Source organism: Marinitoga arctica, from assembly GCF_054657315.1.
In genome coordinates this window covers 1-22,724 of sequence record NZ_BAAHYY010000006.1, presented here as the reverse complement: position 1 = coordinate 22,724, position 22,724 = coordinate 1, and the positions used below count along the sequence as shown (strand labels likewise).

The 22,724-nt window shown below is 26.3% G+C and carries 20 protein-coding genes; 15 read left to right on the top strand and 5 right to left on the bottom strand.

The genetic code is table 11. The annotated features are described in order from the left end of the window. Positions 1-6 precede the first annotated feature (6 nt). The 4 genes from ACYQ44_RS03000 to ACYQ44_RS02985 all read left to right on the top strand — a co-directional run bounded on the left by ACYQ44_RS03000 (position 7) and on the right by ACYQ44_RS02985 (position 7,481). Positions 7-2,628: a hypothetical protein gene (locus ACYQ44_RS03000; protein WP_459995115.1), complete on the top strand. Its 2,622-nt coding sequence runs from the start codon at positions 7-9 to the stop codon at positions 2,626-2,628. After that, the gene (locus ACYQ44_RS02995; RefSeq protein WP_459995113.1) at positions 2,625-3,635 is read left to right on the top strand and encodes a mannose-1-phosphate guanylyltransferase; all 1,011 of its coding nucleotides are present in this window, start codon (positions 2,625-2,627) and stop codon (positions 3,633-3,635) included. Before ACYQ44_RS03000 ends, ACYQ44_RS02995 begins: the two co-directional genes overlap by 4 nt. Before the next feature lie 155 nt (positions 3,636-3,790). Further along, positions 3,791-5,452, top strand: a complete 1,662-nt coding sequence (locus tag ACYQ44_RS02990) for a methyl-accepting chemotaxis protein (protein WP_459995112.1) — start codon at positions 3,791-3,793, stop codon at positions 5,450-5,452. 145 nt (positions 5,453-5,597) lie between these two features. After that, positions 5,598-7,481 carry an HD domain-containing phosphohydrolase gene (locus ACYQ44_RS02985; RefSeq protein WP_459995110.1) on the top strand — a complete coding sequence of 628 codons (1,884 nt, stop codon included), beginning with the start codon at positions 5,598-5,600 and terminating at the stop codon, positions 7,479-7,481. Between the two features lie 7 nt (positions 7,482-7,488). Here the strand turns inward: ACYQ44_RS02985 and ACYQ44_RS02980 are convergent, their stop codons facing one another. The 3 genes from ACYQ44_RS02980 to ACYQ44_RS02970 are packed head-to-tail and all read right to left on the bottom strand — an operon-like array spanning position 7,489 to position 11,066. After that, positions 7,489-8,847, bottom strand: a complete 1,359-nt coding sequence (locus ACYQ44_RS02980) for an MATE family efflux transporter (RefSeq protein WP_459995109.1) — start codon at positions 8,845-8,847, stop codon at positions 7,489-7,491. Between the two features lie 48 nt (positions 8,848-8,895). Next, complete coding sequence (gene pgeF, locus ACYQ44_RS02975) at positions 8,896-9,705, bottom strand: peptidoglycan editing factor PgeF (protein WP_459995108.1); 810 nt, start codon at positions 9,703-9,705, stop codon at positions 8,896-8,898. 2 nt (positions 9,706-9,707) lie between these two features. After that, the gene (locus ACYQ44_RS02970; protein ID WP_459995107.1) at positions 9,708-11,066 is read right to left on the bottom strand and encodes an MATE family efflux transporter; all 1,359 of its coding nucleotides are present in this window, start codon (positions 11,064-11,066) and stop codon (positions 9,708-9,710) included. A gap of 121 nt (positions 11,067-11,187) precedes the next feature. On the opposite strand from ACYQ44_RS02970, the gene ACYQ44_RS02965 reads away from it, so the two are divergent. Then, positions 11,188-12,369 carry an MFS transporter gene (locus tag ACYQ44_RS02965; protein ID WP_459995106.1) on the top strand — a complete coding sequence of 394 codons (1,182 nt, stop codon included), beginning with the start codon at positions 11,188-11,190 and terminating at the stop codon, positions 12,367-12,369. A 23-nt stretch (positions 12,370-12,392) separates the two neighbouring features. On the opposite strand, the gene ACYQ44_RS02960 is transcribed toward ACYQ44_RS02965, so the two are convergent. Both ACYQ44_RS02960 and ACYQ44_RS02955 read right to left on the bottom strand, forming a co-directional pair. Further along, positions 12,393-13,727 carry an HD-GYP domain-containing protein gene (locus ACYQ44_RS02960; RefSeq protein WP_459995105.1) on the bottom strand — a complete coding sequence of 445 codons (1,335 nt, stop codon included), beginning with the start codon at positions 13,725-13,727 and terminating at the stop codon, positions 12,393-12,395. 39 nt (positions 13,728-13,766) lie between these two features. Beyond that, positions 13,767-13,925 (bottom strand): hypothetical protein, encoded by a 159-nt coding sequence (locus ACYQ44_RS02955; RefSeq protein ID WP_459995104.1) that lies wholly within the window; start codon positions 13,923-13,925, stop codon positions 13,767-13,769. Between the two features lie 202 nt (positions 13,926-14,127). Between ACYQ44_RS02955 and ACYQ44_RS02950 the strand changes: the two genes are divergently transcribed. From ACYQ44_RS02950 to rpsO, 10 genes are all read left to right on the top strand, one after another. Continuing rightward, entirely contained in the window at positions 14,128-15,699 is a 1,572-nt protein-coding gene (locus ACYQ44_RS02950; protein ID WP_459995102.1) for a helix-turn-helix domain-containing protein, read from the top strand. Between the two features lie 18 nt (positions 15,700-15,717). Next, positions 15,718-17,169, top strand: a complete 1,452-nt coding sequence (gene aglA, locus ACYQ44_RS02945) for an alpha-glucosidase AglA (RefSeq protein WP_459995216.1) — start codon at positions 15,718-15,720, stop codon at positions 17,167-17,169. A 15-nt stretch (positions 17,170-17,184) separates the two neighbouring features. After that, positions 17,185-18,000 (top strand): type I phosphomannose isomerase catalytic subunit, encoded by an 816-nt coding sequence (locus ACYQ44_RS02940; RefSeq protein WP_459995100.1) that lies wholly within the window; start codon positions 17,185-17,187, stop codon positions 17,998-18,000. Positions 18,001-18,158: 158 nt separating this feature from the next. After that, positions 18,159-19,298 (top strand): sodium ion-translocating decarboxylase subunit beta, encoded by a 1,140-nt coding sequence (locus ACYQ44_RS02935; RefSeq protein ID WP_459995099.1) that lies wholly within the window; start codon positions 18,159-18,161, stop codon positions 19,296-19,298. Between the two features lie 14 nt (positions 19,299-19,312). Then, on the top strand, positions 19,313-19,537 hold the full coding sequence (locus tag ACYQ44_RS02930) for a 4Fe-4S dicluster domain-containing protein (protein WP_459995098.1): 225 nt from the start codon (positions 19,313-19,315) through the stop codon (positions 19,535-19,537). After that, positions 19,530-20,690 carry a 2-oxoacid:acceptor oxidoreductase subunit alpha gene (locus ACYQ44_RS02925; RefSeq protein WP_459995096.1) on the top strand — a complete coding sequence of 387 codons (1,161 nt, stop codon included), beginning with the start codon at positions 19,530-19,532 and terminating at the stop codon, positions 20,688-20,690. Before ACYQ44_RS02930 ends, ACYQ44_RS02925 begins: the two co-directional genes overlap by 8 nt. A 203-nt stretch (positions 20,691-20,893) precedes the next feature. Further along, on the top strand, positions 20,894-21,178 hold the full coding sequence (locus tag ACYQ44_RS02920; RefSeq protein WP_459995214.1) for a stage V sporulation protein S: 285 nt from the start codon (positions 20,894-20,896) through the stop codon (positions 21,176-21,178). An 18-nt stretch (positions 21,179-21,196) separates the two neighbouring features. Then, positions 21,197-21,451, top strand: coding sequence for a hypothetical protein (locus ACYQ44_RS02915; RefSeq protein WP_459995095.1), 255 nt, complete (start codon positions 21,197-21,199; stop codon positions 21,449-21,451). Further along, a complete protein-coding gene (locus tag ACYQ44_RS02910) occupies positions 21,429-22,313 on the top strand; it encodes a DUF1385 domain-containing protein (protein WP_459995094.1) in 885 nt (294 codons plus the stop codon). Before ACYQ44_RS02915 ends, ACYQ44_RS02910 begins: the two co-directional genes overlap by 23 nt. Before the next feature lie 113 nt (positions 22,314-22,426). After that, positions 22,427-22,702 carry a 30S ribosomal protein S15 gene (rpsO, locus tag ACYQ44_RS02905; RefSeq protein ID WP_129408695.1) on the top strand — a complete coding sequence of 92 codons (276 nt, stop codon included), beginning with the start codon at positions 22,427-22,429 and terminating at the stop codon, positions 22,700-22,702. Positions 22,703-22,724 lie beyond the last annotated feature (22 nt).

Genomic DNA, 22,724 nt, shown 5'->3' with positions numbered 1-22,724 from the left:
TTAATCATGAAAAAAGTATATGTATTAATAATATTAATATTACTAGTTATAATAGCATTTTTGAAACCTATAAAAGTTCAAATTATTCTAAAAATACCTAATGAATTAGAAGGTATGTCTTTTAATATAAAAATAAGAAACAAAGAATATGAAAATTATTCTAATATATGGTTATTTCCTGGAAGATATAATATAGAAGTGAAATTAAATAAAAATAAAATAAATAGGGAATTTCGTATTCCCTATTTATCTTTTTCTAAAAAAACTATATTCATAAATCTTGAAAAACCTATAATAAATGTAAATTATGAAAGAAAAGATTATGATGAAATATGGATATATTTAGAATCTAAAAATTATAAATTAGATTATTGGAAAATATATTTTAATGAAAAAGAATATAAAACAACATTATCTGTATATAAATTATATACTTTGCCTTATTTAAATGGGATACTTAAGGTTAGTGGATATTTACAAAATAAAGAGATATTTTCGAAAAAATTTAATATACAAACACCATTATCAAAAATAAAAGATTATAATATTAAAATTGATGATTATATAAATATATCGCTTGAATTAGAGCATAATAAAGTAGATCCAATAAAATATGAAATATATAAAAATAATAAATTTATAGATACATTTAATACAACAATTTATCGTGATAAATTTACTTATGATAAGGTAATATACAAAATAATACCAATTTATCCATCTGGATATAAAGGAAAAGGAATTGAAATATTAAAACCCGTATTACCTGAAATACCAGAGAAGATAAATAAAAAAGTAATTAAAATGGATAAAATAATAGAATACAGTCCTAAAAAATTTGTTGAAGGTGAGAATAATGTAATATTTAAAATAAATGAAAAAATTTATTGGTATAAAAAAATTTATGTAGATACAACTCCACCTAAATTAGAGAATTATTCACTAAAATACGATAAAATATATACATTAAAATTGGTATCAAATGAAAAATCTGTGTATGAATTAATAACTGATGAAAAAAGATATAGATCTGAAGAAAATACAATTGAGTTTACAACATTTAGTAACGAAGCTACATTATTTATATATGATGATTTAAACAATGCATCACAACCAATATTAATAAATTTAAATCCTTTTCCAAGGTATGAAATAAATGAGTTTGATAATAGTGTATCATTTAAATTTGAAAAAGATTTTATAGCTGATTTTTGTGAATTGAGAATTTTAGATGAAGAAGACGATTTAATTACAAAAATAGATATAAGAAAACTAAGTGAATTTACTTTTTCGAATTTTTTACCAGGAAAAGAATATAAATTTATATTATATATAGATGATAAATTTAATAAAGAAATTTATAAAAAAATAATTCCACCAAAGTTGCCTGTGATAAAAAGCATTAGGAATATTGAAATAGGGACTTTTGAAATAAATATTTTAGATGATTATAAATATAATTTTTACAAAGTTGAGTTAGATGATTTTGTTGATAAAGGTACATTCTCTGGAAATATTTTAAAACTAAATCTACCTTTAGAAAAACTTACAAAAGAAGGAACATTAGAAATATGGAGAGAATTTAAGGGTTTAAAAACAGAAAAATTAAAATTTAATATAAGAGATAATTTTTTATTCGGGAAGAAATTATTTTATTCATTAGAGAAAATAAGTTCTGGTGAATATATAATTCCTGACAATATAAACATTAAAAATTTGGATATAGATGGTTTGGCAGAATTATATGTTTTTCCTGGAAAAAGTATAATAATAAATGGTTCAATTAATTTTAGTAATAACAAATCTAAACTAATAATAAAAGCTTTAAAAGATGAATTTGAAGGGATTATATTAAATACAGGTAATTTGAAAAATGTAGAAATATATAATGCTAATATAGGAATAACTATTAATAATAATTTTAATTTATACAATTTGGTAATAAAAAATTGCAAAGTTGGTTTATATGAAAAAAGTTTTTCAGGAACAGCCTATAATATAATTCTTTCAGATAATAAAAAAGGAATAGAAATTATTGATGGTAATGTTGAAATAAAAAATTCATTATTTTTTGATAATGAAATATCATTTAGTTTTTATAATTCAAAAGCTTATTTATATAATATATATGTAGTAGAGTCTAAGCTTGATGTAGATGTGTATAATTCTAATTTAAAAATTAAGACATCAGATTTTTTAAATAGTAATGAATCAATCAATAGTGCAAATAGTGATATATTTATAGATACAATAACATTTAAAAACAATAATAGAACAATAAAATCCAGAGAAGATAGAAGTCTGATTATTCAAAATGCAGAATTTATAAATAATAAAATTTCATTAGATATTTTTAAATCACCATTTTATGTAAATTCATCAAAGTTTGTTAATAATGAAAAAGGATTAACCATTTTTAATTCTACTAACGATAAGGAACTTTTAATAAAAGACACTATTTTTGAAGACAATTTAATAGATATATATATAAATGGAAGTAATGATGTTTATTTGGAAAATACAAGAGTAACAAATTTTTATGATGGTAATATTGAACCTACATGGGTTAATGAAAGAGGAAAGATTTTTAATAGAGGGAAAATAATATTTAAAGGAGGAAAAGAATGAAAGCAATAATTTTAGCAGGAGGTTCTGGAGAAAGATTTTGGCCATTGAGTACATCTAAAAAACCAAAACAATTCTTAAAGATTTTTTCCGATAAGTCCTTGATTAGAGAAACATTTGAGAGATTAAATTATAAATTAGAACCAAAGGATATTTATGTAGTTACAGCTGAAAAATATAAAAATGAGACGTTGAAAGAATTACCAGAATTAAATGAAAATAATGTTTTATTGGAGCCTGTGGCAAGAAATACAGCACCTGCATGTTTTTTAGGCACTTTAGTAGCTGAAGATGATGAGGTAGTTTTTATATTGCCAGCTGATCATTATATACCAAATAAAGAGAAATTTTGGAAAACAGTAGAAAAGGGTATTTATGCAGCAGAAAAATATAATGGTTTAATTACAATGGGGATAAATCCAACAAGACCAGAGACAGGGTATGGTTACATAGAAGCAGATAATGAAATAGAAAGTAATATTATGAAAGTAAAAAGCTTTAAAGAAAAACCAGATATAAATACTGCTTTGAAATATATACAAGAGGGAAATTATTATTGGAATAGTGGTATGTTTTTTTGGAAAAAAAGTGTATTTTTGGATGAAATGAAGAAGTATAATGAAGATATATATAATGATATGATTAATTTAAAGGTAAATGATACTGAACAAATACATTTAAAATATCCAAATATTAGAAGAATAAGTATAGATTATGCTTTAATGGAGAAATCAGATAAAGTTTATACAGTAAAAGCAGAATATGAATGGTCTGATGTGGGTAATTGGGTATCTGTAAGAGAAATGGATGGCTATTCAGATAATGATGAAAATGTATATCTTGTTGAAAGTAAAAATGTTTTTGTGAAATCTAATAAAAATGTAGGAATAGTAGGGTTAGAAAATATAATAGTAATAGATACAGAAAACGGACTTTTAATTTCAAAGGAAGATAAAATAAATGACATTAGAAAAGTAGTGGGAAAGTTAAAAGAGAAAAATGAGTTTTAAAATACGTAGGATATGAGCATGGATTTTGAAAAATCCATGCTTTTTTGTTATAATTTATTTGTAAAAAAGAATTAAAAAAATATATTGTATAATTTTAGCAAATGTAAAAAACAAATGATAAATAAAAATTAGAAAAGAAAAAAGGAGGGAGAAGAATGAGGATAAAAACAAAAATATATAGTTTAGTAGGAATGTTATTAATAACTCAATTTATCATTTTTTTTATGTATAATTACTCTTTTTCTAACATCTTAAATAATGAGAAACAAATGAACGAAAAATATATTGTTCATATGAAAAATATAGGAATATTTGCAACAAAATTTATGGAAGCAAGAAAATTAGTAGCTGAATATCTTGCCTTTAATGATAATGAATTAAAAATAAATGCGGAAAATAAAATGCAAGAAGTAATAGATTATATATCAAAAATGAGTTTAGATAGTGATTTAAATGATATAAAGAAAAAAGCTACAGAAGACATTTCTGCATATTTAACTTTGTTAAAAAGTTATAATTCTGTAGATGCAATAAAAAATGATGCAGATAATTTTAGAAAGATTGGAGCAAAAGCGATAAGTTCTTTTAATAAGCTTCAAGAAGAAATTGATAATAAAACTGATAATATCATTAATACTAATTTTGCATTGATAAAAAGATCTAAAACATTTGGTATTGTAGTTGTTATTTTAGCTCTAATTTTAGGAATATTTATTTCAATAATTTTAATAAATAGTATTACAAAAACATTAAATATATTAATGAAGTATGCAAAAAAATTATCAGAGAAAGATTATACTGTTAGAATTCCAGAAGTAAGATCAAAAGATGAGTTTGGAGAATTAATAAAAATATTTAAAGAAATGCATAAAGAATTGGTACAGAATATGACTCAATTAAAAAATGAAAGTACTACGCTAACAAATTCAATGAAAGAAATTATTGAAGAAATGAATGTTTCAACAGAAGCACTTCAAGAAGTAACAATTTCCGTAAATAATATATCTCAGGAAATAGAAACAGTGACAGCAGCTGTAGAGGAGACTACAGCTTCTGTTCAGGAGATTTCTTCTGCAACCAAATTAATTGCTGACAATGCTACAGAAGCAGCAGAATTTGGACATTTATCAACTGAAGAAGCAGAGAATGCGGGGAATACTGTGAAAAAATCAATAGAAAAAATGAAGGAAATTACGGAAACAACAAAAGAAATTGAAAAAGTAGTAAAAGAGTTTAATGAAAGTGCTTTAAAAATAAGCGATTTTGTTGATACAGTAGCAAATATAGCAGAACAAACAAATTTATTAGCTTTAAATGCTGCTATAGAAGCAGCAAGAGCTGGTGAAGCAGGTAAAGGTTTTGCAGTTGTTGCTGATGAAGTAAGAGTTTTGGCTGAAGAAAGTAGAAAAGCAGCTGATGAAATAAGAGAGGTTGTAGAAGGCATTCAAACTGTTTCAACAGAAGCTATGAGTGTTTCAAATATAATTAATGAAAAAGTTAAGGAAGGCTCAGAATTGTCAAATGAAGCAGGTGAGAATCTTGAAAAAATATTAAAAGCTATAAAAGATATAACCTCAAGATTAGAAAGTATTGCAGCTAGTGTTGAAGAGCAAACAGCAGGAGTTGATGAAATAGCTACAGCAATGACAGAATTATCTCAAAACACAACTAAAATTAATGCTTCTGTTCAAGAAATAAATGCTGCAACAGAAGAGCAAAGTGCAAATATTGAAAATGTTACTGCTGAAGCTAACAAAATGACAGAACTTGCTAATCGATTAATGACTATTGTTAACCAATTTAAATTAAATATATAGTTTTCATGTTCAAAAAGCATAACTACTCAAACCCTATTGCTAATCTTTAAAAATAAAATATTTCCATATTTTTGAAATATTTTACCAGTATCTTTTAGTGGTACTTTTATACTTCCAAATTTAAAAGTGAAAGTGTGGTGGAGTTGTGAAAAAAAAGATAATTGTAATATACATGTTATTTTTTGCAGTAATGGTCTTTTCAATAAAAATTGGAATATATTACAATCCACCAAAAATAATAGATAGTAAAACAGGTATTTTTCCTGAAATACTTAATTATATATTTGATAAAGAAAATATAAAATATGAATATAAATCTGATATATTTAGTAATTTAATTAAAAAGCTTGATAATGGTGAAATTGATGCAATTGCATGTGTTGGATACTCTACTGAAAGAAGTAAAAAATATGAATTTAATAATAAATCGTTTTTATCTGATTGGGCGGTTGTTTATATAAATAAAAATAATAAAGATATAGTAAACATTTTTGATCTTGAAAATAAAAAGATAGGTGTTTTGAAAAATGATATATATTATGAAGATGATGAATATGGTATAAAAAGAAAATTGGAAAATTTTGATATAAAATCCACTTTTGTTGAATTTTATACATATGAAGAAATTTTTAAAGCACTTTCAGAAAATAAAATAGATGTTGGAATTGTAAATAGAACATTTGGATTGTTGAAATCTAAAGAATATAGTGTAATTCCAACAGATATAATATTTTCTCCTATAAAATTATTAATAATGTTTAGAAAAGATTATAAAGAGAAAGAAAAAATAATAAAATTAATAGATTCAAATCTTAAACGACTAAAAGAAAATAAAAGTTCTATATATTATGAAATATTAAATAAGTACTTATATGTAGAAAGAATTTCTGAAATTCCAGAATGGGTAAAATTATTTTTATATACGTCATTATTTGTATTTATAGTGTTTATAGTGGATCATTATATTTTAATAAAATTAGTTGAAAAGCGAACAAAAGAATTGAGGAGAATGAATATAATACTTAATGTAAAAAATGATGAATTAGAATCTTTAAATGAGCAGATAGTTGCTCAAAATGAAGAACTTGAAAGTTTATATATAAGTAATGAAAGATTGAAAAATAGCTTGAAAGCTATGATAAAGATTGTATCAGATATTGGAAAGAGTGAGTATGTAGCTGAAGAAAATTATGTTACTAAATTAATAGAAACATTTAGATTTATAGTTCCGTATTTTGAATATATTGAATTTGGAAAAGAAAATATAGTGTTATTAAAGTTTGGAGAGCTTAGGGATAATTTAGAAATAATAAATTTGAACTTAGATTTTTATGGTGTTCTGGACTATTATGTTAAACTTGGGATAGTAAAAGATAAAGTAGAACTGGAAGAGATACATGAGTTTTTAGAATCATTTAAAACACTGGCATATACATATTATAAGATAAAAAATGAGGCAAAAATCGAAGAATTATTTAGAGAAGATATTATTAAATCATTGATTTCCTTTTTGGAATTACATGATGAATATACAAAAAATCATTCCAAAAATGTAGCAGAATTATCAAAAAAAATTGCGGAAAAAATGAATTTAGATAAGGAGACTCAGAAAAAGGTATATTGGGCGGCATTATTGCATGATATAGGTAAATTAATAATACCCATTGAAATATTAAATAAAAAATCAAAATTATCTGACGAGGAATATAATAAAATAAAAATGCATCCGATTTATGGATATAATGCTTTAATAAAGGCAAAAAGCTTAAGAGATATTGCTATTGGAGTAAGACATCATCATGAAAGATGGGATGGAAAAGGATATCCTGATGGTTTAAAAGCAGAAGAAATTCCATTAATTGCACAAATAATATCAGTTGCTGATGCATGGGATGCAATGAGGTCCAAAAGAGCATATAGGAATATTTTGAGTGAGGATTATGCAATATCAGAAATAAAAAGAAATGCAGGAAAACAATTTTCACCTAAAATAGTTGAAATATTTTTAAAAATAATAACGGAGGAATAAACCTCCGTTATATTATTGCTTTTTTCCAATTTCCAAAATGCACAAATGTCCAAGCAAGAATCATAGCAAGTATATTACTAATTATCATCGCATAAAAAATTCCCATAAATCCCCAGCTATTAGCCATGATTGCAATAAGGGGAATTCTAATACCCCATAATCTGGTTATATTAATAATCATTGATTGTCCGGTTCTTCCGGCTCCAACTAATGTATTTACAAATACACTCATAGAAGAGAAAAACGGCAATGAAAAAGATACATACTTAAAAAATATATTTCCAATATTTATTACTTCTGGATCATTAATGAAAAATTTAGTAAGATGTCCTCCATATAGGAAGGTTAAAGAACTTAGAAAGGCAACTATTGTAAAATTAATAATAAAGGCTGTTTTTACAGTTTTCTCAGCATTTTTAATATCATTTGCTCCTAAAAATTGACCTATCATAGTTGTAACAGCGGCACTAATACCAAAAGAAATCATAGTAATTAAATTAATTATTCTATTTCCAATTCCATATGCACTAACAACTGTTGGTCCAAATGTTGATACAAATTTCATAATGACAGCAAAACCTATTGATGTTATAGTGAAACTCATTGATCCCGGAAAGCCTATTGATAATATTTTTTTTATTAAAAAGGAATCATATTTTAAATCTGATATATGCACTTTAAACCCGCGCTCCCCTTTAAATACTAGATAAGATGATACAATACCAATAAAAATTCGTGCGATGGTAGTAGCCCATGCAGCACCTACAACCCCCATTTTTGGAATTGGACCTAATCCAAAAATCATAATAGGATCTAAAATAGTGTTGACTATTGTAGAATAAAACATCATATGCATTGAGAATTTTGAATCACCCCAGCCTCTTAAAATAGCTCCGGATATGTTAAATAAAAAAGCAAAAGGCATTCCTAACATTATAATATTGAAATATTTTATTGCATATGGAACAACAACTTTACTATTTTCTCCTGCAATTGTATTTATTATTGGTGTAGATACAAGAATACCTAACAAGGCCAGAGATAATCCAAGAATAATAGCTATAAGATATGCTTGTCCAGCAGTTTTTTGAGACATTTTTTTATTTTTTGCTCCAGTGTATTGTGAAACTAAAGCTACTGTAGCATTTGAAAAACCTATAGTAAATGAAATAAATACAAAGATTATAGGCCATGTAATTGTAGTAGCTGAAAACTCTATTTTTCCTACTTTTCCAAGGAAATAAGCATCAATTATGTTATACATAGTTTGAAGTAAATTAGAAATAATCATAGGCCATCCTAAAAGGAAAAGAGACATAATAATAGAATTATTAAAAATATCAACTTTTGTATTTTTATTTGCCATAACACACCTCTTTAGTTTGTTTTACTAACTATTATAGCATAATAATATTTAACTGTCAAGAAGACCTATTATAGCAGCCATTCTACCAGTTTTTCCTTCTCTTCTGTATGAAAATAATATATCGGTGTTTTTGTAAGTATCTACGTTTGAGATAAATATATTTTTTTCTTTAACTCCTATCTCCATTAAGGTATATTTAATAGTTGTAGGAATATCAATTAAATATTTTTCTTCATTTTTTCTTTTGATAATTTTATCAGAAAATCTAAATTTGTTTTCAAATAAAATTTTTACGTCTTCTTTTACTTCAAAACTTTCAGAGCCAATTGAAGGGCCTAAAGCTATTAACAAATCTTCAGGATTAGAACCGAAAGTTTCCGCTATTTTTAAAACGGTTTTTTTACCTATTTCTTTTAATGTTCCCTTCCATCCTGAATGAGCTAATCCTACGACATTTTTTATTGGATCAAAAAAATAGATTGGTGTACAGTCAGCATATAAAGTTATTAAAAAAAGATTTTTAATATTAGTTATTAACCCATCAACATTTTTTATCTTTCTATTAAATAGAAAATTATCAGATTTATGCGAATTATTTACAATTAAAATATTGTCACCATGAACTTGGTCAGATAATATAAAATTATTTACATCCAAATCAAATGTATTAGCTAAGTAAATGTAATTTTTATATATTTGAGGTATAGGAGTTTCTGTATTTAACCCTAAATCAAAATCACTTTCACCTAACTTTCTTGTAGTAAATATATGAAATAAATTCTTATATTTTTCGAAGTTGGGAAAGGTTAAGTATAATAAATTATTTTTTCTATTTAAATTTAAATTTCCTAATTTCATTTTCACACCCTCTTATATTTCCATTTTCCTTTTTTATAAAAATACATAGCAATTATAAATTCAAATATATCTCCAAATACAAAGGATAACCATACCCACAATACAGGTAATTGTAGAATGTTTATGAATAGAAATAATAAAGGTATTTGCACCAACCATCTTGCACCTAAACTCATAAATAAATATGGAGTATTATATCTAGAGCCGGGAAATACAATACCAATGCCAAAAGCATAAGAAACAAATAAAAGTCCAAGAGAACCAAAAAACAAAAATTCAGAACCATATTTAATTACATCAGGTTCTTTGGTAAAAAAACCTATAATATTTTTTGAAAAGAAAAATACAATAATCATGAATAAAAATATCAAAGAAGTTGTGGTATATGCTGATATTTTAGCAGTTTTTTCTGCTCTATCAATTTTTTCTGCACCTAGAGATTGACCAACTATAGCTGAGCCTCCCATTGATAATCCAATTAAAGGCATAAATGCAAGTCCAAAGATTCTTCCCGCTATTGTATAACCAGAAATAACAGAAGTTCCAAAAATAGATATAAAATATAGTATTATTGTCATCGACATTTGTCTAGCAAAAACTTCTAAGCCATTTGGAAGACCAATAGTTAATAATTTTTTGTCAATTTCCCAATTTAATTTAAATATACCTTTTAAAGAAGGTTTTATACCCCTTCTCCCACTAAGCAGAATATAAAAGCCTATTAAAAAAGCAATGCTTTGAGATATTATTGTTGCAACAGCAGCACCTTTGACTCCTAAATTGAATCCGTTGATATTAAAAAATGGAATTTTTTTAAACATTAAAATAGGGTCTAGAGTTATATTTAAAATGCTTGCAAAAATCATTATATACATAGGGGTTTTTGAATCACCAATATTTCTTAATGCAGTGTTTACAGAAAATGAAGAAAACATTATAGGTAAAAAGAATACCCTAATGTAACCATATGAAAGACCATAATTTGTCACAGTTTCATCACCAAAAATGCCTAAAATAGGTTCTAAAAATATTGCAAAAAATATAGATCCAATTAAAGCAACGAAAAATTTAAAAGCTATTGTTTGTTCTATAGCTAAATTAGTTTTTTCTATATCCCTTTTACCAAAATTTTGTGAAATTAAGGATATAGAACTTACACCTATTATTTCATTTAAAGCTTCGACTACCCAAAAAATAGTAGAAAAAATTCCTATTCCTGCTATTGCTTCTTTTGAAATCATGCCAATCCAATATATATCCACCAAGTCATATATCATTTGAAATGTAAAACCAATAGATGTAGGTATAGACATCAATAGTAATTCTTTGAAAATACTTCCTTTAGTTAAATCTTTAGCCATATTTTCCCCCTAAAATTAAAATAGTCAAAGATATTATACACTAAAAATTAAAAAATGTTAATAAAACTAACTAAATTTTATAGTATAATATGTTAGTAAAACTAACGAATGGAGTGGTGAAATGAAAAAATTATTGTACTATACTTTTTTAAGCCGTATAGCTCAATCGATATATAGAATAGTTTTTAATCTTTTTTTAAGGGATATGGGGTTTAATAATACCTTTATAAGCCATATAACCTCTTTAGAAATGATAGGATCAGCTATTTTAGGGTTATTAATTGGTGTGTTGGGAGATAAATATGGTAAAAAATTGATGTTAATGGTTTCTTCTATTACCTTTGCTATAATAACATTTTTAAGAATATCGATACCAACAGAGTCTATATTAATATATACAGCTCTTATAAATGGCGGTGTATTAACTTCAAGAATGATTTTATTAAATTCTTTAATAGTAGATATTACAACACATGAAAATCGAGGAAAGTTTTTTGGATACAACTTCGGCCTTTTTATGGGGAGTGGGTTAATAGGGAATTTAATAGGTGGCTCTTTAGGAGAAATTTTTGGATTTGGCACTGCATTATTAATAACTGGAATTACGCATTTATCTTCAAATTTCTTTTTATTAGCTGTTCACGAAAATAAAAATCATCATTCGGAAATATCTATTAAAGAGATTTTCAACTTAAAGGATTTTAATGTGTTACAGAGTCATATAGTGAAAATTCATCTTATAAGAACATTTTTAATAGGTTTTGGAGCAGGGTTATTTGTTAATTTCGGAAATGTCATATTTAAAGATTTATTTAATATGAAACCAACTATTATAGGTGTAGCTTTAGCTATAGCTCAACTTGGGGCATCATTAGGATCAATTTTTTCTTCAAAATTATCTAAAAAATTTGGTGCATATCAATTTACATTTGTTATGAATGTTCTGGTAATTCCACTAATAATATCATTTGCTTATGTCAGAGATCCATATGTATTTACTGTATTGTATGCATTAAGATTTTCTTTTATGAATATGACAAATCCCGTATCCACAACAGTTATAATGAGTTATATACCAGAAAATAAAATAACTACAATAAGTAGCTTTAGAAATTTTCTTAATTTTATAGCGAGATCATTAGCTGCTTTAGCATTTGGGTATATCACGTCTGTTTCAAATGGGTATACTTATTTATTTTTAATTAGTGCATTTTTTTATTTTATTTCCTTACTTTTATTGAGGAATTTATTTACTCCCATTTTAAATGATGAAATATTTATAAAATTATATAATAAAAAATAATATTATATTCTAAACTCTTTAGATTAATCATTTTTTTCTATTATTTCAATAAATGCAGAGGTAATTTTGCCATCAAATTGTTGCATTGATAACCTTTTTAATTCATAAATAGCTTCTTCTTTTGAAAGAGCTCTTTTATAGGGTCTTTGGCTTGTCATAGCATCATAACTATCAATAACGGCTAAAATTCTGGATTCAATAGGTATTTCGTCGCTTTTTAAGCCATCAGGGTATCCTTTACCATCATATCTTTCATGGTGGTGGCGTATTATTTTTGAAATATACTTCATCTCATCAACTTTGTTTATTAACTCTTCTCCTTTTACAGGATGAAGTTTTATTTTTTCAAATTCTTCAGGAGTTAATTTTCCCATTTTGTTTAAAATTGCTTGTGGAACAAAAATTTTTCCAATATCATGTAAAATGCCAGCCCAGTATATTTTTTCAATATTTTCTTTATCTAATCCAATTTTTTCGGCAACTAATGAGGCCCAATTAGCAACTCTTTCAGAGTGTCCTCTGGTATAATTGTCATAATATTCTAAAGCTTTCACTAGAGTTAAAGCAATTTCTTTATGAAATTTACCTTCTTGTTTTATAAATTCCAGCATTTTTAAAAAACCAGCAAAAGTTTTTCCAAAGTAATCCATTATTTTTGTATGATAATCCTCAAAATTATTTATTATATTATTATTTAAAATATCCAATGTTATAATTCCAAATAATTCATTATTAAAGGAAATAGGGGTTATAAGGGTTTCTTTAATATTTCCACCAAGTGCTTTGAAGTTGATGTATTTTTCAGAGGGCATTTTTATTTTATTAATTTCATGAATATTTTTAATTATTTCGGCGTTATTAGGGATAATTAAGTCACTTTTTTTGAGGTTTAATTCATTGATTTTTCTATAATTATAACCCTTTGCAAAAACCATTTTTGCGTTATCTTTTTCATCAAATAAATAAATAGAACCATTTTCAGCAGGATCTATTATTTCAAGCGCCAATTCTAAAACCTTTTTTTCAAAGTCGTTTTCCATTAATTTTGGAGTAGCAAAAAATGAAGATAATTCTAAGGTTTTTAAAATTGAAGAATTTAATTTTTCAATTTTATTATAAGATGATTCAAGTTCTTTGTTTGTTTCAGCTAACTCTTCATTAAGCAATTTTAATTCTTTTTCTTTTTCTAAATATTTATTTTTCAAAGTTTTTCTATCTATAACGAGAATAGTAATAGTAATAATGATCAAAATTGAATAAAAAGAAATCCCATTTTGAAATGAGATTAATAGATTATTATTTCCAAAAGTTAATCCTGCTAAAAGCATAGCTATAACTAAGAGCAAATTTTTTTTCATCTATTCACCAACCTTATAAAAAATAAGGGGATGCTCCCCTTATTGAGTTATATCAAATGTATTTAATGTAAAGACAACAGCATCTTGAGTTATTTGTGTAGAATCCATATCATCTCCAGGACTAGAAAAAATTATGGTAGGAAATATCATAGTAAATAAGAAAGTTAAAATAACAATTGTTTTAGTAATTTTTTTCATATTTTCACGCTCCTTTTAAGATTTTCAATTATATTATACATGATTCTATCTGACTTTCAAGTTTACTGATGCTTGAAATGGTTATTATATATGGAATAAAAGAATTAAAAAAAATGCTATATTGTAACAATTGAAATTTTTATAGAATAACTTCCCATTAATTTGAAAATATAGTATAATAGTAAAAAAGAGAGGTATAAATATGAGCAGAAAAAATCAGGAAATTTTTAATATTTTATCAGAATATGGCTCCTTTTCAAAGCCATTTTTAAATTATATGAAAATAAAAACAAAACATGACGGATGGAAACATCTATTTAAAAGTTTAGAGTATAGCTGGAAAAATGAAATGAATAAATCTCTTAAAGAAATAGAAAGAGGTTTAAAGCATAAAAATTCTAAAACCCTAGACTATATATTTTTGGCCAAAAAACTATATTATTTATATTCTTTAAAAAAAAATTATGAAGCAAAAAAGTTATACTCCTTCTTAAAAGAAAATTATTCAAAGATACCTAAAGGAGCAAGAAAAATAGTTTCTTCGGTTTTAATAAATATAGAGAATATAATGGGTTGGAATGAAAATACAAGACTTTGGGGAAAAATATATGAATCTGATCCTTCAACAGAAGCATTTATTTATTTAGGTAAGGCAAGAAAGGAAATAAAAGATAAAAATTTTGAAAAAGCATGGGAATATTTTGAAAGATCATATGAATTATCAAAAAAAATTCCTCATAGAGTTGGTTTAATAAATTCCCTTAATGATTGGTCTTGGTATTTAAAGAACTTTAATTTAGGAAAATCTATTAACCTTTCAAAAAAATTAATGTATTATACAGGATATTATTTTGAAAATAATGAAAATCGTTTTTGGTGTTGGGATACCTTTTTTGAAGTGAACAAGGAAAATATTGAAATTTTATATTCATATGCACCTATTATTTTTTATTTTTGGAAAAAATTACCAGAAAATGGTGAAAGAAATTCAAAAGAAAAATTTAAAACAATGTTTAAATATATTCAAAAGTTTATTATTACAAATAAATCTTTATATGAAAACACAGAAGAAATTAGAGAATATTTAAAAAAGTATATAAACAATATATCAGAAATATCAAGAAAAATAAGGGTTTCGAGAAAAAGTATTTCTGCTATAATAAATGGAAAAGCGACTAAAGTAAGAGGAGATACCATTAAAAAACTAATTACAGGTTTAAATATCACACCTGATATATTTTCGCCATTTGCAATAATAAATGAATATGGTAAATTATATTTTGAAAATGAATATAATAAATCTATTTTAGAGTTAAAAAATATGAATTTTGAAGAAAGGAAAAAGCTTTTTGTTAATAGTTATATATCTTGTTTGGATAAACCTAATCTTAGTTTAGATGATATACAAGAATTATATTTTGATAATAATGATTTTTATATACAATGGTTTATAATAGAAATGATTAAAGGGAATGAATTTATCAATGCTAGAAAAGAATTAGTAAGACATTTTTTTGAGAAAATAAAAAAATCTAAATATGATGAATTTATTACTAAATATTTTGAGTTGAAGAAAAAAGAAAAAATAGATGAATTTATTAGAAATTATTCTAGATATGATATGAAATGGAGTGTAAGGATTGAAATTCCAGAATTTTTAATTGATTTTGTGGAAAAATATTCTTTAAAAAAAATGCCTGCCGCTTTAGCGTATTGGTATTATGAAAGTGGTGCTGATAGAAGAAATTTACTGAATTTAATAAATAAATTTTAAAATTTAGGGGGGATAAATATTATGGGAGTAAAAATAGGAATTATAGGAGCAGGAAGCGCAGTTTTTTCCATGAGGTTGGTAGCGGATATTTGTAAAACTTCGGAATTATCTGGTAGTATAATTACTTTAATGGATATAGATGAAGAAAGATTAAATGCAGTTCATTTATTAGCAAGTAAAATTGTGGAAGAGTTTGAATCTGAGATAAAATTTGAAAAAACTAATAGTTTGGAAAAAACTATAAAAGATGCGGATTTTGTAATAAATACAGCAATGGTAGGAGGACATGAATATTTAGAAAAAGTTAGAAAAATTGGTGAAAAATATGGATATTATAGAGGAATAGATACGCAAGAATTTAATATGGTTTCTGATTATTATACAATATCGAATTTTAATCAATTAAACTTTGCTTTTAATGTAGCAAAATTGATAGAAAAATTATCTCCAAATGCTTGGTTAATTCAAGGAGCTAATCCAGTTTTTGAGATTACAACATTAATTTCTAGAGAAATTCCTATTAAAATGATAGGTGTTTGTCATGGTCATTATGGGGTAAATGAAATTGTAGAAAAATTAAATCTAGATAATAATTTTGTTGATTGGCAGGTTGCTGGGTTTAATCACGCAATATGGTTAAATAGATTTGAATATAAGGGTGAGGACGCTTATCCATTATTAGAAAAATGGATTGAAGAAAATAATGAATTTAACCCTAAAGATCCATTTAATGATCAATTAAGTCCTGCTGCAATTGATATGTATAAATTTTATAGAATGTTCCCTATTGGAGATACTGTTAGAAATAGTTCTTGGAAATATCATTATAATTTAGAAGAAAAGAAAAAATGGTATGGATTGCCATGGGGAGGTGCTGATTCTGAAATTGGTTGGAAATGGTATCAAAACATGCTTTTGGAAGTTACAAAAATAATTAAATATTTTGCAAAACTTGTAATTGAAAATAATAATAAGAAATTGTCTGAAATATTTGAGCTAGCATTGATTAATAATAAATTAGAAGGGCATTTTGAAGAAGAGATGAGAAAAATATTAAATCCTCATCAATTAAGTGGAGAACAACATATTCCTTTTATAAATGCTATAGTAAATAATAAAAGCTCAAGATTGGTTTTAAATATGATGAATGCTTCTGGAGCAATTAATGAAATTCCAAGGGATGTTGCCATTGAAATTCCTGTATTAGTAGATAAAAATGGAATACATCCAGAGGAAATTTATCCTAAATTAAGTCGTAGAATTATAAAATACTATCTTTATCCAAGAATGATAAGAATGGAAATGGCATTAGAAGCATTTTTAAGTGGAGATATAAATCTTCTTGAAGAATTCTTAATTAGAGATAGAAGAACAAATTCATATAAACAGGTAAAAAATGTATTAAAAGAGATAATGGAATTACCAGAAAATGAAGAAATGAAAAAACATTATTTTGGGAATATTTATTAAATCAGAGGTGATATTATGAGTGAAATACTTATAAATGAAGCACTTATATCAACTCCAGTATTTGTTGAAAAAGTATGGGGAAATGAGAAACTAAATAAAATTTTTAGTAAAAATGATTTAAACAAAATAGGAGAAGTATGGTTGTTTTCAGGTGTGAAAAATTTTGAAACAGAATTAATAGGAATTAAAAGTGGTAAGAATTATGGAAATCCTTCAAAATTAATTGGTGCATTATTTGATAAAAATTATGTAAGAATACCTTTATTATTAAAATTAATATCTACTACAGAATGGTTGTCTATACAGGTTCATCCAGATGATAAATTTGCAAAAAGTATTGAGAATGAACCATGGGGAAAAACTGAAGCATGGTATTTTTTAAATGAAACAAATGAAATTTTTATTTCTAATGATATAGAAAAAAATATAGAAGCCATAGAAAATCAAAATTGGGATGCAGTGTTTAAACCACAAAAATTAAAAAAAGATGATTTATTATTTATTCCAGCAGGAGTAGTACATACATTAGGACCAAATTCAACATTAATAGAAATCCAGCAAACATCAAATTTAACCTATAGATTATATGATTGGGGAAGACCAAGAGAAATACATATTGAAAAAGGGAAAAAGGTACTAAAGGATAGTCCATATATTATAACCAATTCACCTAAGGAATTTTTTACTCAATATTTTAAAATAAAAAAAGTTAAAGATGAAATTGTAAGAGGTTTCGGTATTTTTGTTTCCTTTGAAGACTTTACCACAATAGTTATACCTAAAAATGTTGAATATAATATAAAACATGACGGATTGTTATTTTTTCTTTAAATATAAAAAATTATGACTAAATACGATTAGATATAAAAGAGGGCATTAAGCCCTTGCTTTTTTTACTTTACTTTAATATATTTAGTCAATATGTTTCTTGAATTAATTTAAATAAAGTTTTATAATTAGTATGAAAAAAAAATCAAGGAGGAAAAAAAATGGACTTTTCAAATTTTTTAGCTTTTTTTGCTAACAGCGGATTTGCATATTTTACATGGCAACATTTATTAATGATTTTTATTGGAACTATATTAATTTACATTGCTATAGTTAAACATGCGGAACCTTTATTGTTGATTCCAATAGGTTTTGGTATAATATTAGCTAATATTCCTCCAGAAGTTACTGGTTTATTAAATCCACCTACTGGAAATCAAGTTGGAGGATTGTTATGGTATATTCAAAGAGGAATGTTTTTAGGTGTATATCCACCTTTAATATTTTTAGGTATTGGAGCTTTAACAGATTTTTCTTATTTAATAGCTGATCCTAGATTAATATTCTTAGGTGCAGCCGCTCAAGTAGGTATTTTCGGTACATTTATTGTAGCTAATTTAATGGGGTTTGATATACATAGCGCTGCTTCTATTGCTATTATAGGTGGTGCAGATGGTCCTACATCAATATATTTAGCATCTAAGTTTTCTCCAGATTTATTAGCGATTATAGCAATAGCAGCATATTCTTATATTGCGTTAATACCAATACTTCAACCACCAGTTTCAAAATTATTAACTACTAAAGATGAAAGAAAAATAAGAATGAGAAAGATGAGACATGTTAGTCAAAAAGAAAAAATAATATTTCCAATAGCAACCACAATAGTAGTTGCATTATTAGTTCCTAAGGCATTATCGTTGGTAGGTCTATTAATGCTTGGCAATTTATTAAAAGAGTCAGGAGTAACAAAAAGGTTAGCTGAAGCAGCTTCAAGATTTATACTTGATTCAGTTACAATATTATTGATGCTCTCTGTTGGTAGTACAGCAAGAGCAGATATATTTTTAAAACCATCTAGTTTAAAAATATTCTTATTAGGTGCAGTTGCTTTTATTATTGCTATGACATCAGGAATATTATTTGCTAAATTAATGAATTTAGTTTCAAAGGATAAAATTAATCCTTTGATTGGAGCTGCAGGGGTTTCAGCGGTTCCTGACTCTGCGAGAGTTGCCCAAACTGTAGCTCAATCAGAAGATTCTAGCAATTTTATATTAATGCATGCTATGGGACCTAATGTAGCAGGAGTTATAGGTTCTGCTGTAGCAGCAGGTGTATTTTTGTCAATTCTTTCATAATGAGGTGACTATTTATGGCGAGAAAAAATTATGTTGTAGAAATTAATTATTCTTTGTGTAAAAGCTGTGGAATTTGTTATAATGTTTGTCCAACAAAAACATTAGGAGAAGCTGAATTAGGTAAACCTATAGTCGAAGACGCAAGTAAATGTATTGGATGTTTAATGTGTGAAAGATTATGTCCAGATATAGCCATAAATGTTGTGGAAGATGAAAAGGTGGTTGAAAATAATGGGTAGAATAGTTTTTATGCAAGGAAATGAAGCGGTTGCTAAAGCGGCTATTAAAGCAGGTTGTAGGTTTTTTGCCGGATATCCCATTACTCCTTCGACGGAAGTGGCTGAAGTTATGTCTAGAGAACTTCCAAAAGTTGGTGGAAAATTTATACAAATGGAAGATGAAATTGCAAGTGCAGCAGCAATAGTAGGAGCTTCTTTGGCTGGGGTAAAATCAATGACTGCAACTAGTGGCCCGGGTTTTAGTTTGATGCAAGAAGTTATAGGATATGCTACAATGACAGAGACCCCTTGTGTTTTTGTTGATGTTATGAGAGGAGGTCCAAGTACTGGATTGCCTACTAAACCATCTCAAGGAGATATTATGCAAATAAGATGGGGAAGGCATGGAGATCAACAAATAATAGCATTATATCCTTCAACAGTAGCTGAAGCATATAAATATACAATAAAAGCTTTTAACTATGCAGAAACTTATAGAACACCAGTTGTTTTAGTAATGGACGAAACTTTAGGTCATATGAGAGAAAGTTTTTATCTGAGTGATGAAGATGAAAATCCTGAGATTATAAAAAGATTAGAAGAATCGGAAATCGAAGAGGAAGATTTATTCCATCCATTTGGATTTCAAGAAGAAAATGCTCCAGTTAACCCGTTAATAGAAATGGGTAAAGCTAGATTCCATGTGTCTGGTTTGGTACATGATGAAACGGGATTCCCTGTAGGAACTACAAATGTAGCTGACAAAGTTATAAAACATCTTGATTCAAAAATAAGGTTATATTCAGAAGAAATTGCTATATATGATGAATATATGATAGATGATGCAGAAATAATAGTAGTTGCATATGGAACAGTTGCTAGAAGTGCTATGAAAGCAGTAAAAATGGCAAGAGAAGATAGAATTCCTGTAGGCTTATTTAAACCAATTACAATATGGCCATTCCCTGTTTCAAAAATGAAAAACATTTTGAAAAAATCGCAAGCAGTTATTATAGCTGAAATGAATTTGGGGCAAATGGCAATGGAAATTTCTAGAATAAATAAATTTGGAAGGCATATTGAATTAGTAAATAAAGTAGATGGCGATTTGATAAGTCCTAAAGAGATTTTAAACTCTATAACTGCAGTTTGGAGAAGAATAATAGAATTTTAATAAAATCTATTTTTTCTAAGTATTTAATTGAAGGTAAATACACTATTTTATATACTTAATATAAAAAAATTGAAGCCGCTTTTTCAGCGGCTTTTGATTGATTTTTAAGGAAATATAGAGAAAAAATTTAAAAGATTTGAAAAAGTTAAATATTTATGGTAAAATTAAATTTAGAAAACGAAATAAAGGGGGCTGAACTATCCATGGAAGTTTTGAAAGTTGGACATTCTTCATCACCAAACAAAGTAGCTGGAGCTATTGCAGGCGTTTTGAGTAAAACGGATGAAGTTGAAATTCAAGCTATAGGGGCGGGGGCAGTTAACCAAGCTGTTAAAGCTATTGCTATTGCAAGAAGATTTGTTGAAACTCGTGGTAAAAAACTTTTTGTTGTTCCTGGTTTTGTAGAAGTAACTGTTGGAGAAGAAAAGAGAACAGGTATAAAGTTTAGAGTATTTGCTGAAGTTACTGAAGAAGAAGCGGAAGCTTAACAGAAAGGAAATTCATAGGTGATAGATGATAAAGTCATCAATGAAATAGTTACCGCGTGTGAAAGGGACGCGCGGCTTTTTTCTATAGTGAATGAAATAGCAAAATTAAGTGAAAATGAAAGATTAATATTAAGAAGGAAAGCTTCAATGATATTAAAAAAAGAAAAGAGTATTGATAAAGAAGCTTTAACTTTTTATTATGTTATAACAGAAGATAAAATAGCGGAGGAAGTTTTAAGGAGGATAAATAATGGGAAAAAAGAAAATGCCTAAATATGTTGGTGGGCAAGCTGTCATAGAAGGAGTTATGATGAAAGGGATAAATACTGTAGTAGCTGTTAGGAGAACAGATGGAAAGATACAGGTAAAAAAATTAAAGGAAAGTTCTTTTGGATGGTTGGAAAAAATTCCCTTTATAAGAGGTTTTTTTGTGCTGTTAAAAGCTATGATTATAGGAATGGAAGCGTTGTCTTATTCGGCTAATGTTTCCGGAGAAGAGGACATTACTAAAAAAGATATGATAATATCAATATTATTGGCAATATTGTTTGCTATTGGTGGATTTGGGTTAGGACCAATGTTTTTAACAAAATTATTTAATGTTCAAAATGAATTTTGGTTTTCGTTTATTGAAGGTGTAATAAGAGCATTTTTTGTTATATTATATATCTGGATTATTTCTTTATTTAAAGATATTAAACGTGTTTTTGAATATCATGGTGCAGAGCATAAAACAGTATATACATATGAAGATGGTAAAGAACTAGATGTTGTCAATGCTAAAAAATATACAACTTTGCATCCAAGATGTGGCACAAGTTTCCTTATAATAACTGTATTTGCTTCGATAATAGTTTTTTCTATTACAGGAGCATTAGGGTATACATCATTATTAGCAAAAATTATCACGAGAATTATTTTATTACCATTAGTAGCAGGATTTGCTTATGAATTTCAAAGATTTACAGCAAAAAGAATTGATACATGGGTTGGAAAAATTTTAGCTTGGCCTGGGTTAGCATTGCAAAAAATTACTACGTCTGAACCTGACGAAAAACAGTTGGAAGTTGCAATAATTTCATTGAAATATGCATTAAAAGAAGATTTTGATGGAGAAGAAGTAGTAGAAGTTTAAAATATTATCAATTGACTTTTAACATAATATATATTATAATATTAATACCTTAGCTCAGATAATGGTATAGACCTTATCTTGGCTAAAGGAATATATATGTGGAGGTAGAAAGTATGTCAAGAGGATTAGATCCAGAAATCAAAAACAAAGTTATTGAAGAATTCAAAATTAATGAAAAAGACACAGGTTCAGTAGAAGTTCAAATTGCATTATTGACTGCTAGAATTAGGCATTTAACAGAGCATTTAAAAGTTCACTCTAAAGATTTTCATTCAAGAAGAGGACTTATGAAAATGGTTGGTAAAAGAAGAAAAATGTTAAAATATTTGAAGAAGGAAAGACCAGAAGTTTATAAAGAATTAATTTCAAAATTAGGAATTAGAGGATAAAAATCAGCCTGCTAACGCAGGC